Here is a 5,620-nt window from a genome sequence, read left to right on the forward strand (position 1 = left end):
CTTGCAGTCGAAATGACATTCTTTGTTTCGCCCAGACTTTTTGAGAAGTTACGTATCTTTATTAACTAAATTTTCTTCACTATTGAACTCTGCCTCAGTAATGGTATTTGCATCAGCATTTTTACTTTTGGCAATGACATCGATGCCAGCAGTTTGTCTTGCAAAAATTTCTACTATTGATTTTTCTGTACTGTTTAGGTTTTTATATACGGGATTTTGGTCAGATATTATTTGATCAATTTTTCGGTAACCAACTTATTCTCCATGTATTAAATTAAAACACGCTTAATTGTAATATCCATAATTAAGTTAGTAAAGCAAAAAAGACCTTTTATTATATTGTTGTACTACAACAAAAAATAGAATTATGGTCTTAAGTATAACCCACCAATTTTTGGTTTCTGACGCTCGAAAGGGGGAGACGAATAACGATTTTTCACCAAATCGCATATTTGCGTTTGGTATGACCAAATGCTAATATACTTGTATGGAGCGAACATTTTGGAAAAAGCGTATCAAGAATCTTTTAAATAAACGTACAATTTTATGGATGGCTGGTGTGCGTAGGGTTGGTAAGACAACTTTATGTCAATCAATAGAAAATGCGACTTACCTTGATTGTGAGCTTCCACGTGTTCGGCATCGTTTGGATGATCCCGAGCTATTTTTTCGTCGCCATGGTAGCGGACAAATAATTTTAGATGAGGTACATCGTTTAAGCGATCCATCACAAGTGTTAAAAATTGCCGCAGATCATTTTCCCCACATAAAAGTTATTGCTACTGGCTCATCTACTTTAGCGGCGCGACGAAAATTTCGCGATACCCTAACTGGTCGTAAAAACGTACTTTGGCTATTACCAGCTACACTTGCTGATTTACACGACTTTAAAATAACTGATATTGATAAACGCTTATTATATGGTGGTATGCCGCAATTGCTATTAGGCAAGGGGCTAAATAATGATGATTATACCGAATGGATAGACTCTTTTTGGGCTAAAGATTTACAAGAATTGTTCTCTATTGAGAAGAAGAGTGCATTCTTAAGATTTATGGAACTACTGTTCCTTCAAAGTGGTGAATTATTCGAAGCTACTCGTTTCGCTGCTGATTGTGAGGTGTCACGTCAAACTATCATTAATTATTTACAAATACTTGATACTACTTTAACCATGGTAATCATTAGACCATACTTTAGGGTTAGTGCTGCAGAGATTAAATCTCAACCAAAAGTTTATGGCTTCGATACAGGTTTTGTTGCTTATTTTCGTGAATGGGAATCAATAAATAATGAAAACCGCGGTCATTTATTAGAACACTTAGTACTTAATGAGCTTTTAGCTTATTACCCACGTCAGAGTATTTATTATTGGCGGGATAAGCAGCGACACGAAGTAGACTTTATTGTTAAGCCTAAACGCAGTAGAGAAATTTTAGCCATCGAATGTAAGGTTAATCCTAAAAAGTTTGATCCAGCTGGTATGCGTGCAATGCGTGGCCGCCATCCCCATGGAAAAAATTTAGTAGTTTGTTTAGATTTACTTGAGGCCTATCCATACCAATACGGTGATCTTGAAATTCTTTTTATGCCATATACCCAATTAGATATTACTTTAATGGCATTGTAAGATATCGTAGTGAATTATTTTTAAAAAAATGCAGTTAAACAATACAATTTAGAGATAATACTAACCCTTGCTAGTAAAACAAAGAGCGTCACGTACATGTGTTTTTAAAATTTTGCTTTGTTTTGCTGGTCCGCGTATTGCCCAAGTTACAGCGCGGGCTTGATGTGAACGCGGATGTTTAAGGTTATGGCACGGATGGATTGCATCAATAACCGCGATAACAGCATCTGCTTCAAGTTGTTGCATAAGAGCATCAGCTATTAGATTGGTAATATCTTCTTGCAGCGCAAAACGCGCTGCCGCTGTAGTAACTAAACGTGTAAGCGAGCCAAAACCAACTACGCGTTTCTTAGGAATATAGGCGATGTGAGCATAGCCAAATCCCACAGTTAAGTGGTGAGGGCATACCAAATGCACGCCAATATTAAGCAGGCAAATAGGGTCGCTACTAGTTGATATACTATTTTTTCTGATAATATTTGCTAAATTATTTTGTTCTCCTGCTAATAAATGTTTTAGCCATAATTCAGCGGCTCGTTTTGGCGTTTCGGCCATTTCAGGGTGTTCGTTAACTCCAAGAGCTTTGAGTAATTGGGTAAAAGCAGCAATTACTTGACGATTATTAGGACGTATTTTTACATTTAGGGTTGAATTTTTTTTCTTCGGCTTATTTGACGATGCATGCTTGAAAGTCATAGAGTACCTTTTTTCTTAAGTATTTTTTCTTTTTTATTAAGCATTACATATTTGGTTTTGACAGATTGCCTATTCAAGTTATAGGGCGTGATAAGCTTAGGGACATCCCCTAATTGGTGAAATAATTAATGAACAGTCCGTAACATATTTTTGATTATTGTGTAATTAAATGAAGCTGACAAAACCAATATATATAGATAATGCTGACGATTTAGCGGCTTGGGTTGAGCGCCTTGCTCACGCAGATACTATCGCCGTTGATACCGAAAGTGATTCTTTGCATCATTTTCGCGAAAAAGTATGCCTTATTCAAATGACTGCTTTAGGCCAAGATGTGCTGATTGATCCACTAGCACTCAATAATCTTCAATCATTGGCAGCACCACTGTCTAACCCAAAATGCATTAAAATATTTCATGATGCTGGCTATGATTTAGTTAGTATTAAGCGCGATTTTAATTTACATGTTGAAGGCATTTTTGACACGATGGTCGCTAGTCGTCTTTTGGGATGTAAAGATTTTGGCCTTGCAGCAATACTCAAAGCTCGTTTTAATTTTATTGCTGATAAACGTTTGCAGCGTTCAGATTGGGCAAAGCGTCCATTAAGCGAAGAGCAGATTTCATATGCTCGTTACGATACACATTTTTTAACAGATTTAGCTAAACAACTTAAAAATGAATTGCGTGATAAGTCACGCCTCAATTGGGCAGAAGAGGAGTTTAGTCGGTTACCAGAAGTGGTGCTTCGTGCTCATACGCGACCAATAGGTGTTGATCCTGATGGTTTTTGGCGTATTCGTGGGGTGAAAACGCTTTCGTCTATAATTAAAGGTCGCCTTCGAGCTTTATATGAAATGCGTGATAAAATTGCCGAAAGTCTTGATCGCCCAAAATTTAAAGTGCTTAGCGATACTACTATGTTAGAGTTAGCTAAGCATCCGCCATCATCGATTGATAATTTAGTTCGTAAAGGATTGCGAAAAGCTGGAGTAGCACGTTTTGGTGCTGATATTTTAGCCGCTCTAGCTGAAGCTACCCCGGTATCTGGCAATCCTCCCAAAGGTGTGATGCGTAAAAAACGTAGTGGTCGTTTTCTTGATGCACAGGTGCGTGAGCGTTATGAATGTTTGCGTAATTTACGTCGCCAACTTGCTGATGATTTGGGTTTAGACCCTGAAGTCGCGTTAGGTAATGCAGTATTAGAAGATTTGGCTCGTCATCCGCCGCATATTCTGAAAGATGTTAAAAGTAGGCCAGAACTTAAGGGTTGGCGTTATAATATTTTAGCTAAACCTCTTTTTAATTGTATTCAGAAGCTAAATATTGACCAAATCAAATCAGAAACAAACTAATACATTAGAGTTGATCACAAATAAAAACATCAAAAAGTAGCCGTCTATCAGCTATAACATCGCCTTTCATTCTTAATTTCCCTATTCCTTGTTCTTTAAATATCCAGTTCAAATTTGTTAGCTAAGGATAAAAAATCAGTCATTACATAAAAATGTAGATTTAAAGAACAGAGAATAGGGAATTAGGAATTTTAAGTGAGCTTATTCGAAAAGAGTGTCTATTTGTTGCTTTTACGATCTAATATTATACGTTCAAATAAATAACTACTTAAATAAGTTCATATATAACTTTATCTTTTTGCCTTTATCTCACTGAAATATCGGCATTTTATCTATGTGTGTCTAAATCATACATAAAACTACAATATCTCCGTATCCGTGCGTTTTTCTTCTTATTTTTGCAAAAAAGGCTTGACTAGAAGCGTGTAATGGATACAGTCATGCAGTGGCAAGAAGTGGATCTATGTGGATCTTCTTCCCATAGAATTCACTTAGGTGGCATGAACTATGTTTAGCGGCCTTTATGAACATACGCTAGATGCCAAGGGTCGTCTGAGTTTGCCGTCCCATTTTCGCGAACTACTGCGTAATTGTGCAACTGACATCCCAACTGCAAGTAGTGCCCAAGCAGAAACCGAAAAAACTAAAGCTAAAACTTGTGATGCTAAAACTAGTGACGCTGAGTTGTTGATAATCACCACTGGTATAGATCGCTGTTTGGTAGCTTATCCACCAGCGCGATGGCGTGAGTTTGAAGACAAACTTGCAAAATTATCGCAGTTTGATCCGGCAGTAGTACAACTCAAACGTATTTATGTTGCCGGTGCTACCGAGTGTCCAATTGATAAACATGGCCGTTTATTAATTCCGCCGATGCTACGAGAGTATGCAGAACTTAAAACTGAAACTGTTTGGGCCGGTATGGTTACAACGATTGAGATCTGGGCCCGCGAACGTTGGAATGAGCAGGTTGCGCAATCGCGTCAAGATCCCGCAGCTATCACCAAAGCACTTACGGAGTTGGGACTATGAGTGCTCTTGCTTATGCAGGTGATGATATGACTTTTTTGCATACGCCTGTTTTTTTAAATGAGGTAAAGAGTTTTATTCCCGCTTCATTACGCTTAGCTGTTGATTGCACTGTTGGTGGTGGCGGGCATGCACGTGCAATATTAGCAGCATATCCAACCGTGCGCCTTATTGGTCTTGATCGTGATCCCGAAGCAATTGCAGCAGCAAGCACAGCACTATCCGAATTCAGTGAACGTGTACATTTAGTGCATACGCCGTTTTCAGCAATATCTAAAATTGTGAACCAAATGGGATGGGGGCAACCAGATTTTATTTTGGCAGATCTTGGGGTTTCATCGCATCAACTTAATGAGTCGCGCCGCGGTTTTTCATTTCAGTTTGACGGACCACTCGATATGCGTATGGATCCACGTGATGAGAGTGCCGCTGATCTACTTAAACGAATTGATCAAAATGATTTAGCCGATGCAATTTTTCTTTTTGGTCAAGAACGTCATTCACGAAGAATTGCACGTTATATTAAAGCATCATTGCCAACAACTACTACCGAACTAGCAACAATTATTCGTAATGTCGTACCGCGGGCTAAAGACAATATTGATCCGGCTACGCGGACTTTTCAAGCGCTACGTATGCTAGTTAATCGCGAACAACAAGAACTCCAAGAATGGTTAACCTCTATACCTGCAACACTTGCTCCTCATGGCATTGTTGCTGCGATTAGTTTTCATTCTGGCGAAGACCGTTTGGTTAAAGAAGCATTTAAAAATGCATCACGCGATTGTATTTGTCCACATAATATTCCGGCCTGTATCTGCGGTGGCAAACAAGCAACTCTAACAGTACTTACCACAAAACCAATAATCGCCAGTGCAAGCGAGATTGCTAACAACGTACGTGCTCGTAGC

At 38.6% G+C, this 5,620-nt stretch carries 5 protein-coding genes; 4 read left to right on the plus strand and 1 reads right to left on the minus strand.

Features of this window, described 5'->3' with window-relative positions; translation table 11 throughout:
* Window positions 1–487 precede the first annotated feature (487 nt).
* Window positions 488–1,630 (plus strand): ATP-binding protein, encoded by a 1,143-nt coding sequence (locus JW841_09740; protein ID MBN1961218.1) that lies wholly within the window; start codon window positions 488–490, stop codon window positions 1,628–1,630.
* Between the two features lie 60 nt (window positions 1,631–1,690).
* Here JW841_09740 and JW841_09745 read toward each other — a convergent pair whose 3' ends face one another.
* Window positions 1,691–2,326, minus strand: coding sequence for a GTP cyclohydrolase I (locus JW841_09745; protein MBN1961219.1), 636 nt, complete (start codon window positions 2,324–2,326; stop codon window positions 1,691–1,693).
* 169 nt (window positions 2,327–2,495) lie between these two features.
* On the opposite strand from JW841_09745, the gene JW841_09750 reads away from it, so the two are divergent.
* The 3 genes from JW841_09750 to rsmH all read left to right on the plus strand — a co-directional run.
* Window positions 2,496–3,680: an HRDC domain-containing protein gene (locus JW841_09750; GenBank protein ID MBN1961220.1), complete on the plus strand. Its 1,185-nt coding sequence runs from the start codon at window positions 2,496–2,498 to the stop codon at window positions 3,678–3,680.
* A gap of 507 nt (window positions 3,681–4,187) precedes the next feature.
* Complete coding sequence (locus JW841_09755) at window positions 4,188–4,712, plus strand: division/cell wall cluster transcriptional repressor MraZ (protein ID MBN1961221.1); 525 nt, start codon at window positions 4,188–4,190, stop codon at window positions 4,710–4,712.
* On the plus strand, window positions 4,709–5,620 hold a 912-nt coding region (gene rsmH / locus JW841_09760), incomplete at its 3' end, for a 16S rRNA (cytosine(1402)-N(4))-methyltransferase RsmH (GenBank protein MBN1961222.1). The genes JW841_09755 and rsmH, both read left to right, overlap by 4 nt.

The organism is Deltaproteobacteria bacterium, assembly GCA_016931625.1.
Classification (GTDB): Bacteria; Myxococcota; XYA12-FULL-58-9; order XYA12-FULL-58-9; family JAFGEK01; genus JAFGEK01.